We start from the raw sequence: 26,140 nt of genomic DNA on the forward strand, positions 1-26,140 counted from the left end.
GCGCCGGGGTTCAGCGCAGGTCGAGGCCCGCCAGGGGCGACTCGTCGCAGGCCTTCGCCGGCGGCAGCGCGGGCATGCCGAGCAGCGTGGGCTGCCCGCGGACCGGGCCCTTGTGCGAGTGGTCGATGTGGCTGCGCGGGGTGACCAGCTCGACGTCGCGGGCCGCCAGCGCCGTCTCCCCGTAGCCCTGCACGCACTCGGGGTCGGGGCCGTCCAGCGGCAGCCCGGTGAAGAACTTCGCGGCCATGCAGCCACCGCGGCAGGCGTCGAAGTGCGCGCACTTCGTGCAGGCGCCGCCGGTCTGCGGGCTGCGCAGGTCGGCGAACAGCTCGCTCTCCTGCCACACCTTCCGGAAGCCGCCGGGTGAGCGCACGTTGCCGGCGAGGAAGTTCTCGTGGATGGCGAACGGGCAGGCGTAGACGTCGCCCACCGGGTCGATCAGGCAGACCACCCGGCCGGCGCCGCAGAGGTTGAGCCCCGGCAGCGCCTCGCCGAACGCCGACAGGTGGAAGAACGAGTCGCCGGTCAGCACGCCCTCGCCGTTGGCCAGCAGCCAGTCGTACAGCTCCCGCTGCTGCTGGGCCGTCGGGTGCAGCTGGTCCCAGACGTCGGCCCCGCGGCCCGAGGGGCGCAGCCGGGTGATCCGCAGCTGGGCGCCGAAGGAGTCGGTGAGCGCCTTGAACTCGTCCAGCTGGCCGGCGTTCTCCCGGGTGACGACGACGGAGACCTTGAAGTCCTTCATCCCGGCCTCGGCCAGGTTCTCCAACGCCCGGATCGCGGTGGCGTAGGAGCCGGTGCCGCGGACGCGGTCGTTGACCTCGGCGGTGGCGCCGTCCAGGGAGATCTGCACGTCGACGTAGTCGGTGCGGGCCAGCTGCGCGGCCCGCTGCTTGTCCAGCTTGACGCCGTTGGTGGAGAACTTGACCCCGACGTCGTGGCCGATGGCGTAGTCGAGCAGGTGCCAGAAGTCCGGCCGCACCGTGGGCTCGCCGCCGCCGACGTTGACGTAGAAGACCTGCATCCGCTGCAGCTCGTCGATGACCGCCTCGGCCTCGGCGGTGGAGAGCTCGCGCGGGTCGCGCCGGCCCGAGGAGGACAGGCAGTGGGCGCACGCCAGGTTGCAGGCGTAGGTGAGCTCCCAGGTCAGGCAGATCGGGGCGTCCAGCCCGTACTCGAACTGGTCGATCAGCCGCCCGCCGGTGGGGCGCTCGGGGCGGGCGGGCAGCACTGCGGTCACTGGGTCTCCCGGCGTTCGATCATCTGCGAGCGGGCGAGGTCGGCCAGCGCCTTCACGTAGGCGCCGCGCTGGGCGTCGGGGACGCCGCACGCGGTCAGGGCCGCCGCCGCGCTGGGGTGGTCGCCCAGCGCCTCGACGACCGCGACCAGCGTCTTCGACTTCAGGAACGACAGCTTCCGGTTGCCGAAGTGGTAGACGAGCGCGCCGAACGGCTCCGGCCGCAGCGCGACGGAACGGGCCCGGCGCCAGGGCAGCTCCGCGTCGAAGGCGGCGGCCGTCCCGGTCGCCGGGCCGGTCCCGTTCGTCGTCGGCACGGCGTCGATCAGTACACGCCGCACATGCCGTCGATGGAGACCTCCTCGACGAGCGACTCCTCGACGAGGGCCTCCTCGGTGGCGGGGGCCTCGGGGGTCCGGAACTCGGCGGCGGCGACGTCGGTCTGGGTGGGCTCGGGCATGGGGGCCTCCGTGAACGCGGTCACATGGTCGAGGCGGACGTTAGTGACACCCGGTGCCAGGAGCAAGAGCGGGGTCGGCGGGCGCCGGGCGCCACGCCCACCGGGCAGAATGCGCGCGTGGTGGAGACGAGGACGGCGCCGGCGGGGCGCGCCCGGGTCGAGCGCGCGGCCCTGGACCTCTTCACCGTGCGCGGCTTCGAGGAGGTCACCAGCGACGAGGTCGCCGACTCCGCCGGCATCAGCCGCCGGACCTTCTTCCGCTACTTCCCCACCAAGGCCGACGCCGTGTGGGGCGACTTCGCCGGTCACGTCGCCCGGCTCCAGCAGCTGCTCGCCGCGGCCGACCCGGCGCAGCCGGTGCTCACCTCGGTCTGCGCGGCGTACCTCGAGGTCAACGACTACCCGGCAGCCGAGCTGCCGCTGCTGCGGGAGCGCATGCGGCTGATCCTCACCGAGCCCGCCCTGCTGGCCCACAGCCAGCTGCGCTTCGCCGAGGTCGACCGGGTCGTCGCCCAGCACGTCGCCGCCCGGACGGGCAGCTCCCCCAGCGGGCTGCTGCCCCGCCTGGTCGCGGCGAGCACGCGCGCAGCGGCGACGACGGCCTTCGAGGCCTGGCTCGCCGACGACGCGTCGTCCCTGACCGGGCACCTGCACCTGGCGTTCGACGAGATGGCGGCGGGCTTCCCCAGCCTGCGCGGCTGACCCGTCCGGGCGGCCGGTGTGGCCGCCGTCTCACCCACGGCGCTAGCCTGACACTCAGTGCCACCGGCCTCGCGCCGACCCACCGCCCGGCGCACCGGGCCGACGAAGGAGATGCCCATGGCCAACGCGTGGTTCGAATCGGTCGCCGAGGCGCAGCGCCGGGCGAAGAAGCGGCTGCCGAAGGGCGTCTACGGCGCGCTGGTCGCCGGCTCCGAGCGCGGCCTGACCCTCGAGGACAACCTCGCCGCCTTCGCCGAGATCGGCTTCGCGCCGCACACCGCCGGGCTGGCCAACGAGCGGAACACGGCCGTGACGGTCATGGGCCAGCCCATGTCGATGCCGGTCATGATCAGCCCGACCGGCGTGCAGGCCGTCCACCCCGACGGTGAGGTGGCCGTCGCGCGGGCCGCTGCCGCCCGCGGGGTGGCCATGGGCCTGTCGAGCTTCGCCAGCAAGCCGATCGAGGAGGTCGTCGCAGCCAACCCGCAGACGTTCTTCCAGATGTACTGGGTGGGCACGCGCGACGAGATGCTCGCCCGGATGGACCGGGCGAAGCAGGCCGGGGCCGTCGGGATGATCGCGACCCTCGACTGGTCGTTCGCCTACGGCCGCGACTGGGGCAGCCCGTTCATCCCGGAGAAGATCGACTTCCAGGCCGCCCGCAAGTACGCGCCGCAGGTGCTGGTCAAGCCGCGCTGGCTGCTGGACTTCGCGAGGACCCGCAAGCTGCCCGACCTCACCGTGCCCAACATGGTGGCGACGCCGGGCGAGCCGGCGCCGACGTTCTTCGGCGCCTACGGCATGTGGCAACAGTCGCCGATGCCCACGTGGGAGGACGTCGCCTGGCTGCGCTCCCAGTGGGACGGCCCGTTCATGCTCAAGGGCGTCATGCGGGTGGACGACGCCAAGCGCGCCGTCGACGCCGGCGTCACCGCCATCTCGGTGAGCAACCACGGCGGCAACAACCTCGACGGCACCCCCGCCTCGGTCCGGGCCCTGCCCGCGGTCGCCGACGCGGTGGGCGACCAGATCGAGGTGCTGCTCGACGGCGGGATCCGGCGCGGTGGCGACGTCGCCAAGGCCCTGGCGCTGGGCGCGAAGGCGGTCATGATCGGCCGCGCCTACCTCTGGGGCCTCGCCGCCAACGGCCAGGCCGGGGTGGAGAACGTCCTCGACCTGCTGCGCGACGGGCTCGGCTCGGCGATGGTCGGCCTCGGCCGTTCCGACGTCGCCGACCTCTCCCGCGACGACCTCGTCGTCCCCCCGGGGTTCGAGCGGGCACTCGGCGACACCGCGGTGGAGAACGCGCTCCTGGCCACCTCCCCGGCCCGGCGGCGCCGCGAGGCCTGACGCCGGGCCGGACGCCTGCCAGGATGTCCGGTGTGAGCCAGCCGGTCCGCCCCGAGGACCTCCGCATCTCCGACGCCGAGCGCGCCGACGTGCAGGCCGGGCTGCAGCGGGCGCACGACGCCGGGCAGCTCGACCTGCACGAGTTCGACGAGCGGGTGCAGGCCGTGTGGGCGGCGCGGACCCGGGGCGACCTTGCCCGGGTCACCGCCGACCTGCCCGCGCTGCCCCCGCCCCCGGGGCCGCGCCGGGCGTTCAGCGACGACGACGCCGGCACCGCGATGAAGGTGCTCGTGATCATCTGGGCGTGCATCAGCCTGGTGAACCTGGTGGTCTGGGGGATCCTCGAGGCCACCGTGGGCGGGATCCACCCGTGGTGGCTCTACGTGGCGCTCCCGCCGGGTGCCGTGCTGGGCACCCTCTACGCGGTCGGCATCGGCCGGCCGCGCTAGCCGGCGTCGGGGTCCAGCAGCTCGGCCCGGCGCCGCAACCGCCGGGGCAGCACGAACCAGCCGTACGCCAGCAACCCGGCCAGGACCGCCACCCCGACCCACCACCAGGGTGACGCCTGCACGGCCAGGTAGACCGTCATCGCGAGGAGGACCACCGCGCCGACCACGCTGGGAACGCGGTTGCGCCGGCGTTCGGCGAGTGCGTGCTCCACCAGCGCGTAGGCGGCGGCGCGGGTCTCCGGGTCCTCGGGTACGGGCCCCCGCAGCGACGCCCGCCCGGCGGCGCGCCGGGCGCGTCCCCCCAGCACGCCGACCGCCTCTGCCTGGCGCCGGAGCTGTCCGTGCATCAGCGTCGCCCCGACCAGGCCTCCACCGATCGCCGCTCCGACGGCTCCGGGCACGGCAGCGCTCCAGCCCTGCCCGCCGAGGACCGCGACGCCGAACGCCGCACCCGCCCCGCAGAAGAGCCCCATGATCAGCCCCAGTTGCGTGCGCGACGCCCGCGTCAACCACTCGTTCACCGACCGAGGATCACCACGCCCGCCCGCCGGGACAAGCGGTCGAGGCGCCCTCCTCGGCCGGAACACCCGTCCGGGTGCACCGGCTCTCGGTGGTGGGCGGGAGCCTCACCGGCGGACGGCGGCCACGATGCGGTCGGGGCGGACCCGCACCGCGGTGGCCGACCCCAGCCATCGGCGCAGCGTGCCGCTGGGATCGGCGATCCGCACCTCCGTCCCGTCGGCCCGGCGCACCACGAGCTCCGCGGACAGCTCGGCCCACCCCTCGCCGAGGACGTCGTCCAGCCGGCACGGCCGGCCGTCGACGAGCACCTCCGGCTGCGGGACCAGCGTCCCGGCCAGCCGGCGGCCGGCCCGACCGCCGCGGTCGACCAGCGGACCGCGGCGCAGCGGCGGCGTCCGGCTGTCGGTGGCCAGCCGGGCGACGGCCGGGATCCGTCGGACGGCGGCCAGCACGACCCGGCGCGCGACGGCGCCCCCGCGCCCGCCGCCGGTGATCAGCCGCCCGAGCAGCAGCGCCACCCGGATCAGCGCCCGGGCATGCGGCTCGCGCTCGGCCTGGTACGTGTCCAGCAGCTCCTCACCGGACTCCCCGGCCAGCACGGCGGCGAGCTTCCAGGCCAGCTGGTGCACATCGCGCAGCCCCAGGCCCAGGCCCTGCCCCACGAACGGCGGGGTGAGGTGGGCGGCGTCGCCGGTCAGCAGCACCCGGCCGTCGCGCCAGCGGTCGGCCACCTGCGCCCGGAACGTGTACTCCACTGCACGGACCACCTCAACCCCGGTGCCGCGGGCGACCGGGGCCAGCAGCGCCGCCAGCGAGGCCGGGTCGGCGAGCTCCTCGGCCGTCTCCCCTGGCACCAACCTGAACTCCCAGCGGTAGCGGTCGCCGGTCACCGGCATGAACGTGGCCGCCCGGCCCGGGTCGCAGACCTGGTGCACCCCCGGCCAGACCGGCAGCGGGACCGGCGCGCGCGCATCGACCACGAGCCAGCGGTCGGCGGGGCCGAGGTCACGCATCCGGGCGCCGATCAGCTGCCGCACGGTGCTGTTCGCGCCGTCGCAGCCGAGGACCCCCACCGCGCGGACGGACCGGTCCGCCCCGGAGGTTCGGTCGGTCACCCGCACGGTCACCCCGCCGCCGTCCTGGTCGAGCCCGGTCACCTCGCTCCCGCGGTGCACCTCGATCCCGGGCGTCGACGCGACCGCGGCCGCCAGCACCTCCTCCAGATCGGGCTGGTGCACGAACGATCCCTGCGGCCAGCCGTTCGTGCCGGCGTCCGGGGCGCGCCGGAACTCCGCCAGCACCCGGTGGGCGGCGTCCAGCAGGCGCAGCCCGGCCATCGGCCGGCAGCGGCGAGCGACGTCGTCGGCCACGCCGGCCGCCTGCAGCACGCGGAACACCTCGTCGTCCAGGTGCACCGCGCGGGGCAGCGGATAGGGGGCCGCGTGCCGCTCCACGACGACGACGGGGAGCCCGGTGCGAGCCAGGAGCAGCGCGGCGGTGAGCCCGACGGGCCCCGCGCCGACGACGACGACCGGAGGGCGGGGCACCGGACCAGTGTGCGTGCCCCGAACGTTGCACCGAGGCCGGTGGGCCCGGCGCCAACGTTGCATGCCCCTTCCCAGGGTGTGATCGGGGTCATAGCGTGCGCGGCAGGCATGCGTGCCCGCGCATGAGGTGGACGGCCCTCGACGACGAGGGCGACGAGGAGGTTCCTGTGCCCGTGAACACCCGCGGCGCGATCCTGCGCTCAGCCCCCGGCAAGTGGGAGATCACCGACCTGGTCGCCGACGACCCCCAGGTCGGTGAGCTCCAGGTCAAGCTCGCCGCCTCCGGCATGTGCCACTCCGACGACCACATCGCCACCGGGGACATGCCCGTCGGGCACTACCCCTTCCTCGGCGGCCACGAGGGCGCCGGCGTCGTCACCGCGGTGGGCCCCGGGACGAAGGACTTCGCGGAGGGTGACCACGTCGTCTTCTCCTTCCTCCCCGGCTGCGGCCGTTGCCGGTACTGCGCGAACGGCCAGCAGTACATCTGCGACTCCGGCGCCAACCTCCTGGTCGGCTCCCGCTGGGACGACGCCGAGAGCTTCCGCTTCCAGACCTCCGACGGCACCCCGGTCGGCCAGATGTGCGGGCTGGGCACGTTCGCCGAGGTGACGACGGTCGACGTCCGCTCCACGGTCAAGATCCCGAAGGACATCCCGCTCGACGTCGCCTGCCTGGTCGGCTGCGGCGTCGGCACCGGCTGGGGCACCGCCGTGCAGGCCGGCGAGGTGCGGGCCGGCGACACCGTCATCGTCATGGGTATCGGCGGCATCGGGATCAACGCCGTCCAGGGCGCTGCGCACGCCGGCGCGAGCCACGTCATCGCCGTCGACCCCATCGACTTCAAGCGCGAGAAGGCGATGGAGCTGGGCGCCACGCACGCCTTCGCGAGCATCGACGAGGCCGCCGAGTTCGGTCGCAGCGTCACCAACGGCCAGGGCGCGGACAAGGTCCTGATCACCGTGGGCGTGCTCAAGGGCGAGCACGTCGCCCAGGGCGTCGAGGCGCTCGGCAAGGGCGGCCGGGTGGTCATCACCGGCCTCGGCGACCTCACCGACGTCGGCATCCCGATCAACCCGAGCATGCTGGCGCTGTTCACCAAGGAGATCCGGGGCGCGCTGTTCGGGGACCAGAACCCCAGCGCCGACATGCTGAAGATGCTGCGGCTCTACCAGGAGGGTGCCATCAAGCTCGACGAGCTGATCACCAAGCGGTACAAGCTCGACGACATCAACCAGGGCTACGAGGACCTGCACGCCGGCAAGAACATCCGCGGCGTCATCGTCTACGACTGAGCCCCGGCCTCCGACCCCTGATGATCAGGTCACCTGATCATCAGGGGTCCTGGCTCACGGTCGACTGTGAGCCAGGACCACACCAGGTGAGCCAGGACGACGGGAGCTGAGCCAGGACGTGGCACCGGCCGGGACAGGATCGTGACCAGCACGCGCAGCGCCGCCCACCTCGACGTGGGCGGGATGGTCCGCGTGGCGCGCCAGCGCGTGGTGGACCGCCTGCGGGAGGCGGAGGTGGTCGCCGCCGCGCTCTCCGCCGGGCGCAACGTCGTGCTGGAGGGCCCACCCGGCACGGGCAAGACCACGCTGCTGCGCGCCCTGGCCGACGGCGCCGGGGTCCCCCTCGTGCTCGTCGAGGGCAACGCGGAGCTGACACCCACCCGGCTGGTCGGCCACCACGACGCCTCCCGGGTCCTCACCGAGGACTACCGGCCGGAGAACTTCGTGCAGGGGCCGCTCACCCGGGCCATGACCGAGGGTTCGCTGCTCTACGTCGAGGAGTTCAACCGGGTCCCCGAGGAGACGATGAACGTCCTGCTCGGTGTCCTCTCCGAGCGGGAGATGCACGTGCCCCGCTACGGCCGGGTCGCGGCGCGGCCCACCTTCCGGCTGGTGGCGGCGATGAACCCGTTCGACGCGGTGGGCACCGCGCGGGTCACGCCGGCCCTCTACGACCGCTCCTGCCGGGTGGCGATGGCCTACCAGGACGAGGACGCCGAGCTGCGGGTGGTCGAGGCGGTGACCGGTGGGGAGGCAACGCTGGTCGCCCGGGCGGTGCGGGCGGTCCGCATCACGCGCGACCACCCCGAGCTGCGCATCGGCGCCTCCGTGCGGGGGGCGATCGACACGGTGCTGATCGCCGTGGAGCTCGCCGCCGTCCGGGAGACCTCCCCCCTGCAGGAGGCGACCGGGCTCGACGCCGCCCTCGCCGCGCTCACCGGCAAGGTGACCCGGGGCGACGGCGTGGCGCGCCCGGTGGAGGACGTCGTCGCCGACATCTGGCGCCGGGCCGGTGAGGAGCTGGGAAAAGCCTGACGCCCGGGGAGGCGTCCCCCGGGCCGCCACCCCCGCCGGCGCCGGCCGGCGAGCGACCGGCGTCGGGCCCGCCCCGCGTCGTCGAGGACCCCGAGCAGGTCGATGAGCTGCTGCGTGCCCAGGGCGCGCGCCGGTCCAGCCGAGACGAGCTCTCGCGCAGCAACCCGGACTTCGACACCGTCTCACCGGAGGCGGGGACCCTCGACGCCGAGGCCGTGGCCGACCTGGCCGCCCGCGACCCGGACGCCGCCGCCCGGGTGCTCGCCGCGGCCGCCCGCGCGTTCGACCCCCGGCTGCGCGCCGCGGCGCGGGCGCTGGCCGCACGGCTGCCCCTGGGCAACCCGCGCACCGGCACTCCCGACCGCCCCGGCACCAGCCGGATGGTCACCCGGCGCGACCCGACCGGTTCGGACGTCGACCTCGACGCGACGCTGGCCGCGCGGGGGGCCGAGCCCCGGTGGCGCGCCGAGCACCTGCACACGAGGGGCTGGCGCTCCACCGGCCGCGCGGTGGTCCTGCTCGTCGACGCGTCGGGGTCGGTGGCCGGGGACGAACTCGCCGCCGCGGTGCTCACGGCGTCGGCCCTCGCCCAGCGCATGCGGCCGGGCGACGAGCTCGGCGTCGTCGCCTTCTGGTCGAAGGCCGTGGTGCTGCGCCCGCTGTCGGCCGATCCCCGCGCGGACGTCGTCGTCGACCGGCTCTGCGACCTCAGGGGCGGCGGCACCACCGACCTCGAGCTGGCGCTGCGGACGGCGGCGACGCAGCTCGCGCGCTCCCGCGCCGCCGAGCGCCACGTGCTGCTGCTCTCCGACGGCGTCGCGACCGACAGCCCCGACCCGGTGGACGCCGCGGCGTCGCTGGCTCGCGTACCGGCGCGGCTCCAGGTGCTCGCACTGTCGTCCGAGGACGAGGCGATGACCTCCTGCACCACCCTCGCCGCCGCCGGCGGCGGGAGGGTGGCCGCGCTGCACCGGGCGTCGCAGGCCCCGTCAGCCGTTCGGGAGCTGCTGGGCTGACCGGCGCGACGCCGGGGCAGCAGGCGTCAGGAGACGCCCATCATCGACATGAGGTCGATCGGGTCGGCGGGGGCGGAGATCTCCTCCTCCTCGCCGAACCGGCTGAAGGTGACGGTGCCGGAGTCGCCGCCCTCGCCGGTCGTGACCTGCAGCGGGTAGGCCGGCTCGTCGTCGGCGACGAACAACCGGCTGCCGTCCTCCTGCTCGACGACCACCACGTCCTCGCCGTCGAGCTCCTCGGAGCTGACCTCCTCGGCGATCTCGCTGTCCGGGTCGCGGAACTGCTGGACGAAACCGTCGAGTGAGATCTCCTCGAACTCGGCCACGGCCTCACCGGGGACGATCACCCAGCGGCCGTCGAACTGCGAGGCCATCTCCGCCGGCATGCCGAAGGAGGCCCAGAAGTCCGACGGTGCCTGCAGGTACACCTCGCCGTCGACCCGGAGCAGCTCGATCTCGGACCCGCCCATGGTCACCGAACCGGTGACGTCGTCGCCCTGCAGGTGCAGGTCGAGCTCGCCCTCCTCGCCGCCCTCCGCCATGGTGCCGGTGACGTGGAACGAACCGGCCTCCTCCAGGGCGTCGGCGGCCGCGTCGGCGACCTCGGGCCCGGTCATGCCGTCGAGCGGGCTGCTGCTCCCGCAGGCGGTGAGGAGCAGGGCGCTCGCGGCGGCGACGGCGAGCTGGGGGATGCGCATGCGCACGGGAGGACCTCCGGAGTACACGTCTCCGGATCTCGGGCGTCCGGCCGGACGGAATACTGCGGGGCGTGCGGCGCGACCGCCAGCAGCCGGTCCGCCCGGCGTGTCGCAGGTCAGCGCCGACCCGGCGCCAGGGAACGGGCCCGCCCGGCCGCGGCGGGATCCAGCGGCACGGCGCTGGTCAGGACGGCGGGCCCCAGCTCGAGCCGGCCGTCGGAGAGCGCCGCGCAGCGCACCCCGCCGCGACCGCGCATCCCGCGGTGCGCGCCGGGCGCGAGGACCAGGTCCATCCAGGCGCAGGGGTTCGCCGCCCGCCCGCCGCGCAGCAGCACCGGTCCCGCGCCGCAGTCCAGCGCGGACTCCCGGCCGCGGAGCGCCTCCACCTCGGCACCCCGCAGCACCACGTTCCGCCGGGCCAGCAGCGGGTCGAACGGCGGGGCGCCCAGTTCGGCGGCGAGCGACTCCAGCGACTCCACCGCCAGCACCGTGACCTGGGCGTCCCGGTGGGCCGGCCGCCCGGCGTACCGGTCCCCGGCGATGCCGACCCCCGCCCGGATCTCCAGCCGCTCCCGCCGGTCGTCGGCCTGCGCAGGCACCGCCGCGCCGGGGCGGCCGTCGTACCGGTGCGCCGGCGCGGCCAGCAGACCCACGACCTCCACCCCGTAGCGGAAGGGGAGCGCGGACACGTCCCTCAGCGGTCTCTCGGCCCCTCGGCAGGGGCCCGTCGCGAGCCTGCGAGTGGCGGGGGGCCGGGGGGTCCTTGATGGATGGGGCCCGAGACCTCGGCCAGCCGCCGGCCGCTGCCGCCCCAGCGCCCCTGGATGATCTCCGCGGCGATCGACACCGCCGTCTCCTCCGGGGTGCGGGCACCGAGGTCCAGGCCGATCGGCGAGGAGAGCCGGGCCAGCTCCTCGTCGCCCAGCCCGGCTTCGCGCAACCGGACGAGGCGCTCGTCGTGGGTGCGCCGCGAGCCCATCGCCCCGACATAGGCGACCGGGGTGCGCAGCGCCACCTCCAGCAGCGGGACGTCGAACTTCGGGTCGTGGGTGAGCACGCAGAGCACCGTCCGCTCGTCGATGCGTCCGGCGTCGACCTCGGCCTGCAGGTAGCGGTGCGGCCACTCGACCACCACCTCGTGCGCCTCCGGGAACCGCTTGGGGGTGGCGAACACCGGCCGGGCGTCGCAGACGGTGACCCGGTAGCCCAGGAACGCACCGACCCGGGCGACGGCGGCGGCGAAGTCGATGGCGCCGAACACCACCATGCGGGCGGCCGGGGCGAAGGAGTTCACGAACAGGGTGAGGTCGTCGCCGCGCCGCTCGCCGTCGCGCCCCACGTGCAGCAGCCCGGTGCGGCCGCCGACGAGCATGCCGCGGGCGTCGTCGGCCACGGCGTCGTCCAGCCGTCGCGAGCCCAGCGTCCCCGAGGACCGGTCGGGCCAGAGCACCAGACGGCGCCCCAGCCGGTCGTCGGGGCCGGCGACCACGGTGACGACGGCGACCGGCTCGTGCCGCCCCACCGACTCCGCGACCTCCCCCAGCTCGGGGAAGGACTCGCGCGACACCGCCTCCACGAAGACGTCGAGGATCCCGCCGCAGGTCAGCCCGACGGAGAAGGCGTCGTCGTCGCTGACCCCGTACCGGCGCAGCGTGGGCTCCCCGGTGGCGACGGCGTCCCTGGCCTCCTCGTACACCGCGCCCTCGACGCAGCCGCCGGAGACGCTGCCCACCGCCGTGCCGTCGGGTCCGACCAGCATCGACGCGCCGGCGGGCCGGGGCGCCGAGCGCCAGGTGCCCACCACGGTGCCCACGCCGACGGTCTCCCCCGCCTGCCACCAGCCGACCAGGTCATCGAGCACGTCTCGCATCCGGCAACTCCTCCCCAGATCTCCGGTGCTGCCCGCGCGGCTCCTGCAGCACTCCCGACAGCTCCTCGAACGCGGCCATGCTGTGCCCGGCCACGAAGTGGTCGACCGACGGCAGCGCCGCCTGCATCCCGCCGGTGAGGGGCTCGTACCCCGTCCGGCCCTTGTGCGGGTTGACCCAGACGACGGCGTGCGCGAGCCGCCGCAGCCGGGCCATCTGCTCCCGGAGCAGCCCGGTGTCCCCACGCTCCCAGCCGTCGCTGCACACCACCACCACGGCGCCGCGCGCGGTGCCGCGCTGGCCCCACCGGTCGAGGAAGGCCTTGAGCACCTCGCCGAGCCGGGTACCGCCGGACCAGTCGGGGATCGCCTGCCCCCCGGCGGCCAGCGCCCGGTCCGGGTCGCGCAGCCGCAGCTCGCGGGTGACCCGGGTCAGCCGGGTGCCGATCGTGAATACCTCGGTCGACGCCGGCCGGGCCCGCACCGCCGCGTGGGCGAACCGCAGCAGGGCGTCGGCGTAGGGCGTCATCGACCCGGAGACGTCGACCAGCAGCACGACGCGGCGGGGGCGCGGCCGCGGGCGGCGGTGCACCAGCCGGCTGACCTCGCCGCCCTCGCGCAGCGCCCGGCGCACGGTCCGGCCCGGGTGCACACCGCCGTGGGCCGCCGGCCGCCGTCGCCGGGCCGGGCGCATCGGGGCGGCCGGGACCAGCAGGGCGAACAACCGGCGCAGGTGGGCGCGCTCGGCGTCGGTCAGCCCGGCGACGTCACGGTGTCGCAGCACCTCGTCCGCGCTGGCGCGGGCGGCCAGGTCGGGGGTGTCGGGGTCCTCGTCCCCCTCGCCGGTGCCCGCGTCGAGCGGCGCGCTCGCGGCCAGCTGCGGCCGCACCTGCACCGAGGCGGGCGCGGGACGGGGGCGTCGCCCGGAGAACCAGGCCAGGAAGGCCGCGTCGTAGCGGTCGAGGTCGTCGGGGCCGGCGCAGAGGGTCAGCCGGCCGGCCCAGTAGACCGCCGACGGCTGGAGGACGTCGAGGTGGCCCAGGGCGGCGAGCATGGCCTGGACCCGGTCCGGGGAGGCGGTCACGCCCGCGTGCCGCAGCGTCCGGGCGAAGCCCAGCACGGTGTCGACGACGTCCCGCTCCGCCGTCCCCGACGCGTCAGCCACCGAGCAGCGCCTCCGGGTCCAGCGACCGCACCCGATCGGTGTCCTCCCGGTACTTGAGCACCGCGCCGAGCGTCCGCGCCGCCAGGTCGGGGTCCAGGTCCCGGGCCCCGAGCGTGTGCAGCGCCGTCGCCCAGTCCATCGCCTCCGCGACCCCGGGCGGCTTGAGCAGGTCGAGGGTGCGCAGCGTCGCCGTCGCCCGGGCCACCTGCCGGGCCAGCTCGTCGGTGACCTGGGGCAGCCGACGGCGCAGGATCGCCACCTCGCGGTCGAAGTCGGGGTGCGCCAGCCAGTGGTACAGGCAGCGCCGCTTGAGCGCGTCGTGCACCTCGCGGGTGCGGTTGGAGGTGAGGACCACCAGCGGCGGGGTCTCCGCCCGCACCGTGCCGAGCTCCGGGATGGAGATGGTGAAGTCCGACAGCACCTCCAGCAGGAACGCCTCGAACTCGTCGTCGGCGCGGTCCACCTCGTCGACGAGCAGCACGCTCGGGGAGTCCTCCAGCGCCTGCAGCAGCGGCCGGGCCAGGAGGAACCGGCGGTCGTAGAGCGAGGCCTCCAGCCGCGCGGGGTCGTCGGCGGCGTGCGCGGCCTCGGCGGCGCGCAGGTGCAGCAGCTGACGGCCGAAGTCCCAGTCGTAGAGCGCCTGGCTGGCCTCGAGCCCCTCGTAGCACTGCAGCCGGTAGAGCGGCCGGCCGGTGATCTCCGCGAGCGCCTGGGCCAGCGCCGTCTTCCCGACGCCGGCCTCGCCCTCGAGGAACAGCGGCCGGTGCATGGCCAGCGCCAGGTGCGCGGCGGTGGCCAGCCCCTCGTCGGCGAGGTAGCCGGTGCCCGCCAGGGCGGCGGACAGCTCGTCGGGGCTCCCGGGGACCGTGCGCTGGCTCACCTCCCGAGCATCCCACCTGGGCGCTTCCTCCCGCTCCCCCGCCTCCGTCCGGGCGTCGGGCACGATGACCGCATGCCGACGCCGGATGCCGCCCCGACCGACGAGCTCGCCCTCGGCGACGACCTGCGCGCCTTCGTCGACGCCTCGCCGTCCCCCGCACACGCGGTCGCCGAGCTGGCGCGCCGGCTGCGCGCAGCCGGATTCACCGAGCTGGCCGAGGCGGACTCCTGGGCACCGGCGCCCGGCGGGCAGCACTTCGTCGTCCGGCACGGCAGCCTCATCGCCTTCCGGATGGGCAGCGGCCCGCTGGCCGAGACCGGGATGCGGCTGGTCGGCGCGCACACCGACTCGCCGACGTTCAAGGTGCGGCCGCGCAACGACGTCCGGCAGTCGGGGTACCGCCTGGTGGGCGTCGAGCCCTACGGCGGCGGGCTGTGGCACACCTGGCTGGACCGGGAGCTGACCGTGGCCGGGAGGCTGGTGCTGCGCGGGGGCGGGACGACCCTGGTGCGGCTGCCCGGCGCCCCGCTGCGGCTGCCCTCCCTCGCCATCCACCTCGACCGGAGCGTCCGCGAGGGGCTGACCCTCGACCCGCAGCAGCACCTGGTGCCGGTGTGGGACCGCGATCTCGGCACCGGGCCGGGGCTCACCGAGGCCCTCGCCGCCACGGCCGGGGTGGACGCCGGCGACGTCGTCGGCACCGACCTGGTGCTGGCCGACACCCAGCCGGCGTCGCGCGCCGGGGCGGACGGCTCCTGGGTGGCCGCCCCCCGGCTCGACGACCTGGCCTGCTGCCACTCCGGGCTGCTGGCCCTGCTGGCCGCACCGGCCGGGGCACGCACGCAGCTGCTGGTCTGCAACGACCACGAGGAGGTGGGCAGCGGCTCCATGTCCGGCGCCCGCGGCAGCTTCCTCGAGGACGTCGTCCAGCGGCTGGCCGCGGCGACCGCTCCTGCGGATGCGCAGGCGGTGCACCGGGCGCTGGCCCGGTCGGTGCTCGTGTCGGCCGACATGGCCCACGCCGTGCACCCGACGCGCGCCGAGCGGCACGAGCCGGCGCACCGGCCCGAGCTCGGCGGCGGGCCGGTGCTCAAGGTGAACGCCAACCAGGCCTACGCCACCGACGCGGCCTCCGGGGGCTGGTTCACCGAGCGCTGCGACGACGCCGGCGTCCCGGTGCAGACGTTCGTCACGCGGGCGGACCTGCCGTGCGGGAGCACCATCGGCCCGCTGACGGCGACCCGGCTGGGAGTCACCACGGTCGACATCGGCGCCCCCATGCTCGCCATGCACTCCTGCCGGGAGCTGGCCTCGGCCCGCGACGTGCCGCTCATGGTGGGGGCACTCACCGCCTGCCTGGCTGGCTGACCGGTGGACCGCCGGGCCGCGCCCGGCGGTCCACCGGCTCAGGTGGCTGCCGGCGCCCGCTCGGCCAGGCCGTCGCGGATGACCTGCTTGGTGAGCTTGCCCGACGGGTTGCGCGGCAGCACGTCGGCGGTCACCACCTCGCGCGGGAGCTTGTACCGCGCGAGCTTGTCCCCGAGGAAGTCCCGCACCTCGTCCAGGGTGATCTCCTCGCCGTCCGCGCTCACGCAGACGGCCACGACGGTCTCGCCCCACTCCTCGTGCGGCCGGCCGACGACGGCGACGTCGGCGATCCGGTCGTGACCGCGCAGGACCTCCTCGACCTCCTGCGAGTGCACGTTCTCCCCGCCGACGATGATCACGTCCTTGAGCCGGTCGACGATGAAGAGGTAGCCGTCCTCGTCCACCCGGGCGACGTCGCCGGTGCGGAACCAGGGGCCGACGAACACGTCGGCCGTGGCCTGCTCGTTGCCGTGGTAGCCGGCCATGCGGGTGTCGGCGCGCAGCCAGATCTCGCCCACGCCGCCCGGGCCGACGTCCGTGCCGTCGGCGGCGACCACGCGCAGATCGACACCGGGCATGCCACCCCGGCCGATCGATCCGGCCTTCGCCAGCTGCTCGGCCGGGTACAGCGCCGTGCCGACCGGGCCCATCTCGCTCATCCCGTACACCTGGAAGAAGCGGTCGGTGCCGTAGGCGTCGACCAGCGCCCGGGCCACCTGCTCGCCCAGCGGGGCGCCGCCGTAGAGCCACTTGTCCACGCTCGACAGGTCGGCGTCGGCCAGCGACAGCCGCCCCGCACGCGCCAGCTGCACCGGTGCCAGGTAGGCGATCGGCGCTCCGAAGAACGCGGTGACGCGGTGCCGCTCGACCGCCCGCAGGAAACCGGCGGGGTCGTACTCGCGCTGCAGGACCGTGGTGGCCCCGAGGAACACCATGGTCAGCAGCCAGTCGTTCAGCGGGGCGGCGTGCCAGATGGGCATCGCGAGCAGGAACCGCTCGTCCCGGGTGAACCCCAGGGTGCTGACGATCAGCGGCGCGACCGCCGAGATGGTGCGGTGGGTGTGCACGCAGCCCTTGGGAGAGCTCGTCGTGCCGGACGTGTAGAGGATCTCGGCCGGGGAGGCGTCGTCGTCCACGGCCGGGCCGGCCACAGGGGTCGCCGCGTCGACCAGCGTGTCGAGGTGGGGGAGCCCCCCGGCGCCGGTCTCCGTGGTCAGCCAGGTCGTGCCCGGGCTGGCCTCGGTCGCCGTACCGGCGAGGGCGCCGGCGACGACGCCCACGGTCGCGCCGCTGTGCTCGACGGCGTACCTGACCTCGGGGACGGCGAGCTTGTGGTTCACCGGCACCAGCACCCCGCCGGCGAACCAGGTGCCGAAGGCACCGATGACGAAGCCCGGGGTGTTGTACGTCATCACCGCGACCCGGTCGCCGGGCCGGACGCCGGCGTCGATGAGCACCCGGGCCGCCCGGCGGGCCCGGTCCAGCAGCTCGGCGTAGGTGATCGCCCCGTCGTCGGTGACCAGGGCCTCCTTGGTGGGCACGAGGCGGGCGGCACGCTCGAGCACAGCGGTCAGGTGCATGGATGGATCCTCCGGGTCGGGTCAGGGAGTGGCGCCGCGGTCGGCCGCGCCGCCGGGTCGGGGAGGCGCCGGCCGCACGGCGACGACGGTGCCCTGGGCGATGGCGACCGGGGTCGTGGCACCGGCGTCGTCCACGGACAGGACCTCGCAGTGGCACACGGCCCTCCGTCCGGTCGTGTGGACCACGGACGCGCGCGCCCGGAGGGTGCGGCCCCGCGCCGGCGCCAGGTAGTCGAGGGTGAGGCTCCCGGTCAGCACGGCCGGTCCGAGCACCGAGCCACCGGCGAAGGTGACCGCGTTGTCGGCTGCGTAGGCCAGCACACCGCCGTGCACGTGGCCGTTCTGCTGGGTCAGCTCCGGGCGCACCGCCAGCTCGAGGACGGCCGCGCCGTCGCCGAAGCCGGTGAGCCGCGCACCGAGGAGCCGGCTGAACGGCTGGTCCGCGAGCACGCGTTCGGCGATGGCCGGTGACAGCGGGGGATCGGCGGCCCGGGTCACCGGCGCCGTCGCGTCCACTGCCGGATCAGGCACGGGCGACGATCGCGGCGAGGTCCAGCGAGGGGTCCAGGGCGCCGTACTCGAGGGCGCGCTCCTCACCCAGCCGCGCGGCGACGAAGGCGTCGGCGACGGCGCCGGGCGCCTCGCGGATCACGACGGCGCCCTGCAGGGCCAGCGCGAGCGACTCCACCACCCGCCGCGCGAGGCCGGGCGCGGCCGCAGGGTCCGCCTGCGCCCGGGCGAGGAGCCGCCGGGTGGTCGCGACGTGCGCGTCGAACTCCCGGTGCTGCCCGAGCGCGGAGGAGATCTCCCGGTCGACGGCCTCGACCGACCGGGGCTCGCGCGCCATGGCTCGCAGCACGTCGAGGGCGATGACGTTGCCCGAGCCCTCCCAGATTGCCATCACCGGCTGCTCCCGGTAGCGGCGGGCCAGCGGGAAGCTCTCGGTGTAGCCGTTGCCGCCCAGGCACTCCATCGCCTCGTAGGCGTGGTTCGGCCCGCGCTTGCAGACCCAGTACTTGGCCACCGCGGTGGCCAGCCGGCGGAAGGCGACCGACTCCTCGTCCTCGCTGTCGTAGGCGGCGGCCAGCCGCAGTGCCGTCCAGGTGGCGGCCTCGGCCTCCAGCTGCAGGTCGGCGAGGACGGCGGTCATCGCCGGCTGGTCGACCAGCGTGGCACCGAACGCGCTGCGGTGCCGGGCGTGCCAGGCCGCCTCCGCGACGGCCTGCCGCATGCCGGCGGCGCTGCCCAGGACGCAGTCCAGGCGGGTCTGGCCGACCATCTCGATGATGGTGCGCACGCCTCGCGCCTCCTCGCCGAGGAGCCACCCGACGGTCCCGTCCAGCTCGATCTCGGAGGAGGCGTTGGACTTGTTCCCCAGCTTGTCCTTGAGCCGCTGGATGCGGAACACGTTGCGCTCGCCGCCGGGCAGCACCCGGGGGACGAGGAAGCAGGACAGCCCGCTGCCGGTCTGGGCGAGGACGAGGAACGCATCGGACTGCGGCGCCGAGCAGAACCACTTGTGCCCGGTGAGCCGCCAGGTGCCGTCACCGGCGTCGACGGCGCGGGTGGTGTTGGCCCGCACGTCGGAGCCGCCCTGCTTCTCGGTCATCGCCATGCCGAAGATCGCCGAGGGCTTGGTGGCCGGGTCGCGCAGCTCGGGGTCGTAGTCGCGCGAGTACACCCGGGGCAGCCACTCCGCGGCGAGCTCGGGCGAGTGCCGGAGGGAGGGCACGACGGCGTGGGTCATGCTCAGCGGGCAGGAGTGGCCCGCCTCCACCTGGGCGAAGAGCATGAAGGTGGCCGCGCGGGCGACGTGCGCACCCGGCCTCGGGGCGGACCAGCAGCTGGTGTGCGCCCCGTGCTCGACCGCCGCGCCGATGATCCGGTGGTAGGCGGGGTGGAACTCCACCGCGTCGACCCGGTGGCCCCACCGGTCGTGGCCGGCGAAGACGGGGGGATGGGTGTTGGCCAGCTCGGCGTCGCGCTGGAAGTCCGCCCGCCCCACCAGCACGCCGACCTCGCCGAGCGCCTCGTCCGCCCACTGCGCGTCGTAGCGCTTGACCGCCTCGGTCAGCACCGCGTTCGTCCGGTACTCGTCGACGTCCACCCGCGGTGGCGCCTGGTTGAACACCTCGTGCGTGCTGGTCACTGGAGCTCCTCCGCACCCAGGGCCCGGAAGCAGAAGCTCCGGATCCCGGTGATCACGTCGTGGTCGGTGGTGGGGGTGGTCGTCGCCGGGCCGAGGGGGCGGAGCCGGTCGACGAGCGCCTCGGAGATGGCCCCCATCACGGCCGACGCGGCGAGTACCACGTCCTGCTCGACGAAGACGCCCTCGGCGATGCCGTCGTGGACGATCTGCTCGCCCAGTTCGGTGTAGGAGCGGCGGAAGACCAGGCGCTCGGCGTCGACCCCGGACGTGACCGGCTCGAAGAGCAGGGCCCAGGCCATGCGCGGCCCCTGCAGCGCCCGCCCGGCGAACGTGCGCACCAGCGCGTCCAGCCGGTCCGCGGGCCGGGGCCCGGCGTCGGCGACGGCGGTGCGGACGGCGGCGAGCTCGTGGGCGGCCGCGCTGCGGAACACCTCGGCGAGCAGGTACTCGCGGCTGTCGAAGTGCGAGTAGACCGAACCCACGCTGACGCCGGCCTCCTGGGCGATCGCGGCCACGGTCGCGGCGGCGAACCCGTGCCCGGCGACCAGGTGCCGGGCCGCAGCGAGGAGCGTCTCGCGCCTGCGCTCGGCGGTGCGCCGGGTGAGCTCGGTGGCGCGGTACGGCACGGCGCCCTCCCGATCAAGAAGTGAACCGCGGTTCAATCGCGGACAGGAAGAAGTGAACCATGGTTCAGAACGGGCACGCAAGGGGCCCGTGCCCGGACATGCTGACGGCGGCCGGCCGAGGAGAGATCTCCCCGGCCGGCCGCCGTTCGTCAGGTGCCCCGGCCCTCGGCCGGGGTGGGCTCACCGCCGACGGGCGTCGTCCGCGCCGTCGACCTCGATCTGCTCCTTGCGCACGTCGGCGCTGACCGTCTCCTGGTCGGTGACGGTCTCCTTGTCCATCCGGACGCGCTCGACCGGGACCGCCTCCTTGGCGACGACGGGCTTCTCGGCGTGGAGGGTGACCTCGTGCTCCTCCTCGCTGATGGCCGGCCCGTCCATCGCCTTGCCGGCGTTGGCGTCGGTGATCGGCTCGCGCTCGACCCGGACCTCCTCGTGGGACACGGGGACGGTCTCGGTCACGTTCTCGCTCACCACGTACTTGCGCAGGCGGGCGCGGCCGGTCTCCTCGCGGCGGGTGCCGACGTCCAACCGCTCCTCCGAGCGGGTCATGGCGTCGTCCGTGGTCGGGCCGGAGGTGTCGCGGCCGACGGTGCCCCGGGTGTCGGTGCGGTCCGTGTCGGCCGTGCCGGTGGTCCCCGCCACGCCCGTGGTCTCGGTCATGGTGTCGGTGCGGCCGGTCGTCCCGGTCGTGCCCGTGCCCATGCCGTAGTACCGGTAGAGCTCCTCCTCCTCCTGCGGGGAGAGGTGACCGTCGGTGTCGATCTTGGGCGCGTCCTTGACGCGGTCCTTGCTCACCGGTACGCGGAGACCGTCGTCGGTCAGGTCGGCGTCACGGATGGGGACGAAGGACTCCTTCGTCCCGAACATGCCGGTCTTCACGGTGACCCACTCGGGCTGGCCGGTCTCGTCGTCCAGGTAGACCTCGGAGGCCGACCCGATCTTGCTGCCGGTCTCGTCGTAGACGTCCTGGCCGATCACTCGGCTGATGGTCTCGGTGCCGATCATCGTCGTTGTCGCTCCTATCTGAGCTCGGGGATGTTCGTCCCTCCGATGGGTGACCGGCACGGTCGCAGCGAAACGAACCGATCGAGACCGACGGGCGGATCGACCCGGCCCGGAGCGCTCCGCCCGTCACGGTCCCGGAGCGCTCCACGGGCTCCGGAACGGCCATCGGCGCAGGTCACGCGCGTATCTGTGGCGCACCACCGGATCGCCCGTTGCGCCCGGCCACTCCCGTAGCGACGCTCACTCTGCGTGGTTTGGATCTGCCCGGGCGTGTCGTCCGGGATCGGTCCGGCACGCGGGTCGGCGAGTCGCCCACGACCGTGCCGACAGCATGCCTAGCGTCGTCGGCGTGCCTCCCCGTTCGCCGTACGACAACCTGGTCCACCCCCGCACGGTCAAGAAGCCCACCCCCGAGGTCGAGGCGCTCAAGGACGTCGTCGTCGAGGACCCCAGCAGCGGGTTCGTCGGCGCCGTGGTGCGCTGCGAGAAGGACGTGGTCCACCTCGAGGACCGGTTCGGGAAGGTCCGCGCCTACCCGCTGGGGCCGGGTTTCTGGGTCGACGGCCGGCCGGTCCGGCTCGTGCGCCCGAAGCAGAACGCGCCCTCGGGCCCGCAGCGCAGCGCGTCGGGCTCGACCTACGTGGTCGGCGCGCGGGCCCGCGTGGCCCGCGAGGGGCGCATCTACGTCGAGGGCAAGCACGACGCCGAGCTGGTGGAGAAGGTCTGGGGCCACGACCTTCGCATCGAGGGCGTCGTCGTCGAGCCGCTGCACGGCGTCGACGACCTGCCCGGGATCGTGCGCGACTTCAAGCCCTCGTCCGGGCGGCGGCTCGGGGTGCTCGTCGACCACCTGGTGACCGGCTCCAAGGAGTCCCGGATCGCCGCGCAGATCACCGGCGACCACGCGCTGGTGGTCGGCCACCCGTTCATCGACATCTGGCAGGCGGTCAAGCCGTCCGTCGTCGGGATCAAGGCCTGGCCGACCGTGCCGAAGGGCGAGGACTGGAAGACCGGTGTCTGCCGCCGGCTGGGCTGGGAGGACGACACCGGCTACGTCTGGGCGCAGCGCATCCTCGCCCGGGTGAAGGTCTGGACCGACCTCGAGCCCACCCTGATCGGCCGGGTCGAGGAGCTCATCGACTTCGTGACCACCGATTGATGATCAGGTGACCTGATCATTCGGGGTCCTGGCTCACCGTCGACAGTGAGCCAGGACCCCGAATGCTGAGCCAGGACGCCGGCCGGCCTCACCCGTCCAGGCGGGACACCATCGGCAGCCGGGAGCGGACCGCCAGGCCGGTGACGACGACGGCGAGCAGCGGCACCGCCACGGCCACGCCGGCGAGCAGCAACCAGGGGACGTCGATCAGCGGCCGCGCGCCCGTCCCGAAGTCCGTGCTGGTCAGCGGGACGGCCACGGCGATGCCCGGGCCGGCGCCCACCAACAGGCCGAGCAGCGCACCACCGACGCCGATGACCGCCGCCGAGCCCATGGCGATGGACCGGCGGGTCCGCGGCGCGGCCCCGATCGCTGCGAGCGTGGCCAGGTCGGGTCGCGCGTCAGCCAGCGCCAGCCCGGTGGCGGTCAGCGTGGCCACGAGCACCAGCACGCCGCCCACGGCGAACAGCAGCAGCCGGCCGATCGCCAACCCGTCGGTCCAGCCCCGCTCCACGTAGACGTACGCCTGCGCCGTCACACCGCGTACCGCCTCGGCCAGCCGCTCCTCCGCGGCGGGCGTGACCGGCGCCTCCGGGCCGCCGATCACCAACGAGGTCGTCGTCACCGGGACCGGGAGCCGGTCGGCCAGCACGGGAGGCACGACGACCAGCGACGGCACCTGGAGCGCAGCACCCGACGGCACCGCGATCTCGGTGGCGGGCAGCGCCACCCGGCCGAGGATCTCGTCCGAGCTGCCGTTCCACGTGGAACCCAGCAGGGTGACCTCCCCCGCCGGGTCCACGGCACCCCCGCCGAACACCACCGCCCGTCCCACCCGGAGGGCCGCGGTCACCTCCTCGCGCCACCGGTCGGGGGTCGCCGCGGCAGCCATTCCGGCGTCCGCCACCACCACCTCGCCACCGAAGGTGGGTCGCAGCCAGGCCACGTCCTCGGAGAACCAGTGGCACTCGCCCGGCCCGCCGGTGCACCCGGCACGGACCGGCGTCAGCGAGCGGGGCTCGTCCTCGGCGTAGGCGACGGACCCGATCCGGCCGACCGGATGCGCGGGCAGCTGGTCGGCGACGATCCCCTCGACGGCGGCCCAGCCCTCCTCGCCTGCCTGGAAGAGGGTCACCACGGCCGCGCCCATCGGCGCCTGCGGGACGTAGTCGCGGCGGTCCTGCGTGCTGTCGCTCTGGCTGCCGATGGCCATCGCCGTCACCGCGGCGACGGTGGCCATGACGGCGGCGACGGCCGAGGCGGTGCGGGTCCGGTTGCGGGTCGCGTCCCGGACCGCGATCAGCCCCGGGGCAGGCAGCCACCGGGCCAGCGGGGCGAGCAGCCCGACCAGCCACGGCGTCGCGACGACCGCGCCGAGGACGAGCAGCGCCGCTCCGGCGGCCACGCCGAACTCGTTCCCCTGCGTGCCGAGCACGGTGAGCACCGCGCCGGCCGCGACGGCGCACAGCCCGAGGACCGGCAGCCGCCAGGAGGTGCGCACCTGCCCCCGGCGGCCGGCGAGTGCGGGGACGACCTCGGTCCGGGCCGCCTGCCGTGCCGGGACGGCGGCGGCGGCGAGGCCCGCGAGCAGCCCGGTGGCGACGACGGCCACGACGTCGAGCGGCGCGACGTCGAACGGGCCGAACCGCACGTCGGCCCGGTCGCCGACCAGGGGCAGCGCCAGCCAGGCCAGGCCGATGCCCAGCAGCGCGCCGCCGGCCGCCGCCCCACCGCCCAGCACCACGCCCGACGCCAGCACGGTCCGCCGCAGGTCCGCAGGGCTCCCGCCGGTCGCGGCCAGCAGGGCCAGGTCGCGCCGCTGCCGCCGCAGCCCCACGGCGAACGCCGGGCCTGCCAGCAGGACCACCTCGAGCAGGATGCCGACCACGATCAGCGCGAGCACGGCCATCTCGGCGGCGTTCGGGCCGCTCACCGCGATGTCCGACCGGTACTCCTCCTCGGCGGGCGGATCCTCCACCACCGCCCGCGAGACGACGGCGAGGCCCTCGGCGTTGAGTTCCCGCACGGCAGGCCAGTCCAGCTCGCCGGGCACCGAGACGTAGAACTCGCTGCTGCGCGAGCGCAGCAGGTCGGCCGAGCCCGGTGCCACCACGACGAGGTCGTCCCGCTCACCGGCACCCGGCGCGACGATCCCGACGACCGTCAGTGGGACGTCCTCCGGAGTCACCTCGAGGGTGTCCCCGAGCGCGACGCGGGCGCGCTCGGCCACCCCGCCGCTCACCGCGACCTCCTCGGTCGTGGCCGGCACCCGCCCCTCCACCACCTCGACGGCGCCGTTCCGGATCGGCAGGCCGAGGTCGTCGGCGTAGGCGGTCACGTCGGCGTAGCCCACCCCGGTCCGGTAGGCGAGCCGTCCGACGGTGCGCTCGACGACCTCCGCGCCGTCCGGCAGCAGGCCACGGACCTCTGCGGCGGACCACGGTGGCGCGTCCTCGTCCGGCTCGTAGACCAGCGGCTCGACGGGGTCGAGCTGCCAGGTGCGCAGCAGCGTGTCGGCGCCGACGACGACGAGGACGGGCAGCCCAACCATCACCAGCACGAGCGCGGTGCGGCCGCGGTGGCGGAGCGCGTCGCGGCGGGCGATGCGCAGCGCCATCCGCCAGCGGGTCAGCCAGGCGCTCACCCGACGCCGCCGGCGGGCAGCAGCGACTCCGCCGCGGCGGCCGGCCCGCTCTGGTCGACGACGACGCCGTCCCGCAGGAAGACCACCCGGTCGGCCCAGGCGGCGTGCCGGGCCTCGTGGGTCACCAGCACGCCGGCGGCGCCGGCCTCGCACCGGGCGCGCAGCACCCGCAGCACCTCCTCGCCCGTGGTGGAGTCCAGGGCGCCGGTGGGCTCGTCGGCGAGCAGCAGCCGGCGCGGGCCGACGAGCGCGCGGGCGATGGCCACCCGCTGCTGCTGCCCGCCGGACATCTCGTCCGGGAAGCGCCCGGCCAGCGCGCCCACCCCCACCTCGTCCAGCGCCTCCCGAGCCGCGCGCCGCGCCACCCCGCCCCGGACGCCGTCCAGCTCCAGCGGCAGCGCGACGTTCTCGACGGCCGACAGGGACGGCAGGAGGTTGAGGTCCTGGAAGACGTAGCCGACGCTGCGGCGCCGGACGGCGGCCAGCTGTGCCGCCGACAGGCCGGCCAGGTCGCGGCCCTCGACGACGACCGCGCCCGACGTCGGGCTGTCCAGCCCGCCGGAGAGGTGCAGCAGGGTCGACTTGCCCGAGCCCGACGGCCCCATGACGGCGACCAGCTCCCCCGGGTGGACGGCGAGGTCCACCCCGCGCAACGCCTGGACGACGACGTCGCCCTGCCCGTGGTCGCGGGTCACCCCGGACAGCCGCAGCACCGCCTCGCTCATCGCCGGCCCCGCTTCCCGGCCGGGACGACGTCGGTCGCCGGAGCCGGTGGGGTGGACGCCGCGCCGCGCCGTCCGGCCGCCGCGCGGGCGACCCGGGCCTCGCAGTGATCCAGCCAGCGGATCTCGGCCTCCGCGCGGAAGACCAGGGAGTCCAGCACCAGGGACCACGCGAGCTCCTGGTCGCCGGTGACGCGTGTCTTCAGCCGGGTGATCTCCTGCAGGCCGGTCATGGTGGCGGTGCGCTGGGTCTGCACCACGTCCAGGACGTCGACCCCCGGCGTCGTGACCGCCAGCGCCAGCTTGATCGCCAGCTCGTCGCGCGGGGCGCCCTTCGGGCTGACCGGGGAGGCGAACCAGCCGCGCAGCTCCGCCTGGCCGACGTCGGTGATCCGGTAGGCGATCCGGCCATCGGCGTCCGGCGGCCCGTCCTGGGCCACCAGCCCGTCGCGCTCGAGCCGGTCGAGCGTCGAGTAGACCTGCCCGACGTTCAAGGGCCAGGTGGCGCCGGTGGCCGCGTCGAACTCCGCGCGGAGCTGGTAGCCGTGACTGGGGCCGCGCTCCAGGAGCGCGAGCAGGCCGTGTCGGATGGACATGGATACGGAGTATGCATACTCGGTATCCATGTAGCAAGGGACCCGCCGATCGGCTTGACAGGCCGCCCCCG

Annotated in this window: 26 protein-coding genes; 8 read left to right on the top strand and 18 right to left on the bottom strand. The window is 75.1% G+C overall.

From position 1 onward, the window contains the following. Positions 1–10 precede the first annotated feature (10 nt). From mftC to mftA, 3 genes are read right to left on the bottom strand one after another with little or no spacing between them, the layout of a single operon-like run. Positions 11–1,237: a mycofactocin radical SAM maturase gene (gene mftC, locus ACI8AG_RS14150; protein ID WP_456591166.1), complete on the bottom strand. Its 1,227-nt coding sequence runs from the start codon at positions 1,235–1,237 to the stop codon at positions 11–13. After that, positions 1,234–1,551 (bottom strand): mycofactocin biosynthesis chaperone MftB, encoded by a 318-nt coding sequence (mftB, locus tag ACI8AG_RS14155; protein ID WP_456597558.1) that lies wholly within the window; start codon positions 1,549–1,551, stop codon positions 1,234–1,236. Before mftB ends, mftC begins: the two co-directional genes overlap by 4 nt. A gap of 8 nt (positions 1,552–1,559) precedes the next feature. Then, the gene (gene mftA / locus ACI8AG_RS14160; protein WP_456591164.1) at positions 1,560–1,694 is read right to left on the bottom strand and encodes a mycofactocin precursor MftA; all 135 of its coding nucleotides are present in this window, start codon (positions 1,692–1,694) and stop codon (positions 1,560–1,562) included. 117 nt (positions 1,695–1,811) lie between these two features. Between mftA and mftR the strand changes: the two genes are divergently transcribed. The 3 genes from mftR to ACI8AG_RS14175 all read left to right on the top strand — a co-directional run bounded on the left by mftR (position 1,812) and on the right by ACI8AG_RS14175 (position 4,195). After that, complete coding sequence (gene mftR, locus ACI8AG_RS14165; protein WP_456591163.1) at positions 1,812–2,396, top strand: mycofactocin system transcriptional regulator; 585 nt, start codon at positions 1,812–1,814, stop codon at positions 2,394–2,396. Positions 2,397–2,513: 117 nt separating this feature from the next. Beyond that, the gene (gene mftD, locus ACI8AG_RS14170; RefSeq protein ID WP_456591162.1) at positions 2,514–3,746 is read left to right on the top strand and encodes a pre-mycofactocin synthase MftD; all 1,233 of its coding nucleotides are present in this window, start codon (positions 2,514–2,516) and stop codon (positions 3,744–3,746) included. 32 nt (positions 3,747–3,778) lie between these two features. After that, positions 3,779–4,195, top strand: coding sequence for a DUF1707 SHOCT-like domain-containing protein (locus ACI8AG_RS14175; RefSeq protein ID WP_456591161.1), 417 nt, complete (start codon positions 3,779–3,781; stop codon positions 4,193–4,195). Here ACI8AG_RS14175 and ACI8AG_RS14180 read toward each other — a convergent pair. Together ACI8AG_RS14180 and ACI8AG_RS14185 are read right to left on the bottom strand one after the other, a co-directional pair. Further along, positions 4,192–4,716, bottom strand: a complete 525-nt coding sequence (locus tag ACI8AG_RS14180) for a hypothetical protein (protein WP_456597559.1) — start codon at positions 4,714–4,716, stop codon at positions 4,192–4,194. The two genes, ACI8AG_RS14175 and ACI8AG_RS14180, sit on opposite strands and share 4 nt — an antisense overlap. A gap of 105 nt (positions 4,717–4,821) precedes the next feature. Beyond that, positions 4,822–6,264 carry a bifunctional 3-(3-hydroxy-phenyl)propionate/3-hydroxycinnamic acid hydroxylase gene (locus tag ACI8AG_RS14185; protein ID WP_456597560.1) on the bottom strand — a complete coding sequence of 481 codons (1,443 nt, stop codon included), beginning with the start codon at positions 6,262–6,264 and terminating at the stop codon, positions 4,822–4,824. A gap of 122 nt (positions 6,265–6,386) precedes the next feature. Between ACI8AG_RS14185 and ACI8AG_RS14190 the strand changes: the two genes are divergently transcribed. The 3 genes from ACI8AG_RS14190 to ACI8AG_RS14200 all read left to right on the top strand — a co-directional run bounded on the left by ACI8AG_RS14190 (position 6,387) and on the right by ACI8AG_RS14200 (position 9,610). Next, positions 6,387–7,559 (top strand): NDMA-dependent alcohol dehydrogenase, encoded by a 1,173-nt coding sequence (locus tag ACI8AG_RS14190; protein WP_456597561.1) that lies wholly within the window; start codon positions 6,387–6,389, stop codon positions 7,557–7,559. A gap of 141 nt (positions 7,560–7,700) precedes the next feature. Continuing rightward, positions 7,701–8,594 carry an AAA family ATPase gene (locus ACI8AG_RS14195; RefSeq protein WP_456597562.1) on the top strand — a complete coding sequence of 298 codons (894 nt, stop codon included), beginning with the start codon at positions 7,701–7,703 and terminating at the stop codon, positions 8,592–8,594. A gap of 215 nt (positions 8,595–8,809) precedes the next feature. Next, positions 8,810–9,610 carry a vWA domain-containing protein gene (locus ACI8AG_RS14200; protein WP_456597563.1) on the top strand — a complete coding sequence of 267 codons (801 nt, stop codon included), beginning with the start codon at positions 8,810–8,812 and terminating at the stop codon, positions 9,608–9,610. 26 nt (positions 9,611–9,636) lie between these two features. Here ACI8AG_RS14200 and ACI8AG_RS14205 read toward each other — a convergent pair whose 3' ends face one another. The 5 genes from ACI8AG_RS14205 to ACI8AG_RS14225 all read right to left on the bottom strand — a co-directional run bounded on the left by ACI8AG_RS14205 (position 9,637) and on the right by ACI8AG_RS14225 (position 14,220). Beyond that, positions 9,637–10,314, bottom strand: coding sequence for a hypothetical protein (locus ACI8AG_RS14205; protein ID WP_456597564.1), 678 nt, complete (start codon positions 10,312–10,314; stop codon positions 9,637–9,639). Between the two features lie 110 nt (positions 10,315–10,424). Further along, a complete protein-coding gene (locus ACI8AG_RS14210; protein ID WP_456597565.1) occupies positions 10,425–10,997 on the bottom strand; it encodes an MOSC domain-containing protein in 573 nt (190 codons plus the stop codon). A 5-nt stretch (positions 10,998–11,002) separates the two neighbouring features. After that, on the bottom strand, positions 11,003–12,178 hold the full coding sequence (locus ACI8AG_RS14215; protein ID WP_456597566.1) for an XdhC family protein: 1,176 nt from the start codon (positions 12,176–12,178) through the stop codon (positions 11,003–11,005). Continuing rightward, entirely contained in the window at positions 12,159–13,340 is a 1,182-nt protein-coding gene (locus tag ACI8AG_RS14220) for a vWA domain-containing protein (protein WP_456597567.1), read from the bottom strand. The genes ACI8AG_RS14215 and ACI8AG_RS14220 overlap by 20 nt, the downstream gene beginning before the upstream one ends. Next, positions 13,333–14,220 (bottom strand): AAA family ATPase, encoded by an 888-nt coding sequence (locus ACI8AG_RS14225; RefSeq protein WP_456597568.1) that lies wholly within the window; start codon positions 14,218–14,220, stop codon positions 13,333–13,335. The genes ACI8AG_RS14220 and ACI8AG_RS14225 overlap by 8 nt, the downstream gene beginning before the upstream one ends. Before the next feature lie 72 nt (positions 14,221–14,292). On the opposite strand from ACI8AG_RS14225, the gene ACI8AG_RS14230 reads away from it, so the two are divergent. Then, positions 14,293–15,588, top strand: a complete 1,296-nt coding sequence (locus ACI8AG_RS14230; protein WP_456597569.1) for a M18 family aminopeptidase — start codon at positions 14,293–14,295, stop codon at positions 15,586–15,588. A 38-nt stretch (positions 15,589–15,626) separates the two neighbouring features. Here the strand turns inward: ACI8AG_RS14230 and ACI8AG_RS14235 are convergent, their stop codons facing one another. The 5 genes from ACI8AG_RS14235 to ACI8AG_RS14255 form a co-directional block, all read right to left on the bottom strand. Then, positions 15,627–17,168: a class I adenylate-forming enzyme family protein gene (locus ACI8AG_RS14235; RefSeq protein WP_456597570.1), complete on the bottom strand. Its 1,542-nt coding sequence runs from the start codon at positions 17,166–17,168 to the stop codon at positions 15,627–15,629. 21 nt (positions 17,169–17,189) lie between these two features. Beyond that, complete coding sequence (locus tag ACI8AG_RS14240) at positions 17,190–17,699, bottom strand: PaaI family thioesterase (RefSeq protein ID WP_456597571.1); 510 nt, start codon at positions 17,697–17,699, stop codon at positions 17,190–17,192. Continuing rightward, positions 17,692–19,317, bottom strand: a complete 1,626-nt coding sequence (locus tag ACI8AG_RS14245) for an acyl-CoA dehydrogenase family protein (protein WP_456597572.1) — start codon at positions 19,315–19,317, stop codon at positions 17,692–17,694. Before ACI8AG_RS14245 ends, ACI8AG_RS14240 begins: the two co-directional genes overlap by 8 nt. After that, on the bottom strand, positions 19,314–19,943 hold the full coding sequence (locus tag ACI8AG_RS14250; RefSeq protein ID WP_456597573.1) for a TetR/AcrR family transcriptional regulator: 630 nt from the start codon (positions 19,941–19,943) through the stop codon (positions 19,314–19,316). Before ACI8AG_RS14250 ends, ACI8AG_RS14245 begins: the two co-directional genes overlap by 4 nt. A 180-nt stretch (positions 19,944–20,123) precedes the next feature. Further along, positions 20,124–20,948, bottom strand: coding sequence for a DUF2382 domain-containing protein (locus ACI8AG_RS14255; RefSeq protein WP_456597574.1), 825 nt, complete (start codon positions 20,946–20,948; stop codon positions 20,124–20,126). A 349-nt stretch (positions 20,949–21,297) separates the two neighbouring features. Between ACI8AG_RS14255 and ACI8AG_RS14260 the strand changes: the two genes are divergently transcribed. Next, positions 21,298–22,107 carry a DUF3097 domain-containing protein gene (locus ACI8AG_RS14260; protein ID WP_456597575.1) on the top strand — a complete coding sequence of 270 codons (810 nt, stop codon included), beginning with the start codon at positions 21,298–21,300 and terminating at the stop codon, positions 22,105–22,107. 88 nt (positions 22,108–22,195) lie between these two features. Here ACI8AG_RS14260 and ACI8AG_RS14265 read toward each other — a convergent pair whose 3' ends face one another. From ACI8AG_RS14265 to ACI8AG_RS14275, 3 genes are read right to left on the bottom strand one after another with little or no spacing between them, the layout of a single operon-like run. Further along, on the bottom strand, positions 22,196–24,751 hold the full coding sequence (locus ACI8AG_RS14265) for an FtsX-like permease family protein (RefSeq protein WP_456597576.1): 2,556 nt from the start codon (positions 24,749–24,751) through the stop codon (positions 22,196–22,198). Then, entirely contained in the window at positions 24,748–25,476 is a 729-nt protein-coding gene (locus ACI8AG_RS14270) for an ABC transporter ATP-binding protein (RefSeq protein WP_456597577.1), read from the bottom strand. The genes ACI8AG_RS14265 and ACI8AG_RS14270 overlap by 4 nt, the downstream gene beginning before the upstream one ends. Beyond that, on the bottom strand, positions 25,473–26,069 hold the full coding sequence (locus ACI8AG_RS14275) for a PadR family transcriptional regulator (protein ID WP_456597578.1): 597 nt from the start codon (positions 26,067–26,069) through the stop codon (positions 25,473–25,475). The genes ACI8AG_RS14270 and ACI8AG_RS14275 overlap by 4 nt, the downstream gene beginning before the upstream one ends. Positions 26,070–26,140: the final 71 nt, after the last annotated feature.

The organism is Blastococcus sp. SYSU DS0552 (genome assembly GCF_054050815.1).

What these genes read in the sequence shown, in the direction of transcription:
- ACI8AG_RS14190 (WP_456597561.1), top strand. Translation starts at nt 6,387, where the DNA reads ATGAGGTGGACGGCCCTCGACGACGAGGGCGACGAGGAGGTTCCTGTG.
- ACI8AG_RS14275 (WP_456597578.1), bottom strand. Translation starts at nt 26,069, where the DNA reads ATGTCCATCCGACACGGCCTGCTCGCGCTCCTGGAGCGCGGCCCCAGT.
- mftD (WP_456591162.1), top strand. Translation starts at nt 2,514, where the DNA reads ATGGCCAACGCGTGGTTCGAATCGGTCGCCGAGGCGCAGCGCCGGGCG.
- ACI8AG_RS14235 (WP_456597570.1), bottom strand. Translation starts at nt 17,168, where the DNA reads ATGCACCTGACCGCTGTGCTCGAGCGTGCCGCCCGCCTCGTGCCCACC.
- ACI8AG_RS14270 (WP_456597577.1), bottom strand. Translation starts at nt 25,476, where the DNA reads ATGAGCGAGGCGGTGCTGCGGCTGTCCGGGGTGACCCGCGACCACGGG.
- ACI8AG_RS14230 (WP_456597569.1), top strand. Translation starts at nt 14,293, where the DNA reads ATGCCGACGCCGGATGCCGCCCCGACCGACGAGCTCGCCCTCGGCGAC.
- mftA (WP_456591164.1), bottom strand. Translation starts at nt 1,694, where the DNA reads ATGCCCGAGCCCACCCAGACCGACGTCGCCGCCGCCGAGTTCCGGACC.
- ACI8AG_RS14255 (WP_456597574.1), bottom strand. Translation starts at nt 20,948, where the DNA reads ATGATCGGCACCGAGACCATCAGCCGAGTGATCGGCCAGGACGTCTAC.
- ACI8AG_RS14215 (WP_456597566.1), bottom strand. Translation starts at nt 12,178, where the DNA reads ATGCGAGACGTGCTCGATGACCTGGTCGGCTGGTGGCAGGCGGGGGAG.